At 46.0% G+C, this 272-nt stretch carries 1 pseudogene; it reads left to right on the top strand.

The features are described 5' to 3' along the window. A pseudogene (locus tag AAEZ00_RS21260) lies at window positions 1-272 on the top strand (ABC transporter ATP-binding protein); the annotation flags it as partial.

The raw sequence follows: 272 nt of genomic DNA, 5'->3' as shown, positions 1-272 counted from the left end.
CGGTACAGGTAAATCATCATTGCTTGCCTTGATTTTGGGTCATTTACATCTAGATAAGGGTGAATTTAGTTTCCCCTCAGGCTGGCAAGTTGCCTCTGTTGCGCAGGAAACACCGGCATTAGATGTGTCGGCTCTAGAGTATGTCCTCGACGGTGACACTGAATACCGTGATTTAGAAGCCCAACTAGAGAAAGCCCAAACCGACAATAACGGTAATGCCATTGCGCTTATTCACGGCAAAATTGATGCTATTGGCGGCTATGCCATTAAAG

It is taken from the genome of Shewanella sp. S1-49-MNA-CIBAN-0167 (genome assembly GCF_040310145.1).
Lineage (GTDB): Bacteria > Pseudomonadota > Gammaproteobacteria > Enterobacterales > Shewanellaceae > Shewanella > Shewanella psychromarinicola.
The sequence above is the reverse complement of the archived record's forward strand: the minus strand, read 5'-3'. Positions and strand labels throughout refer to the sequence as shown.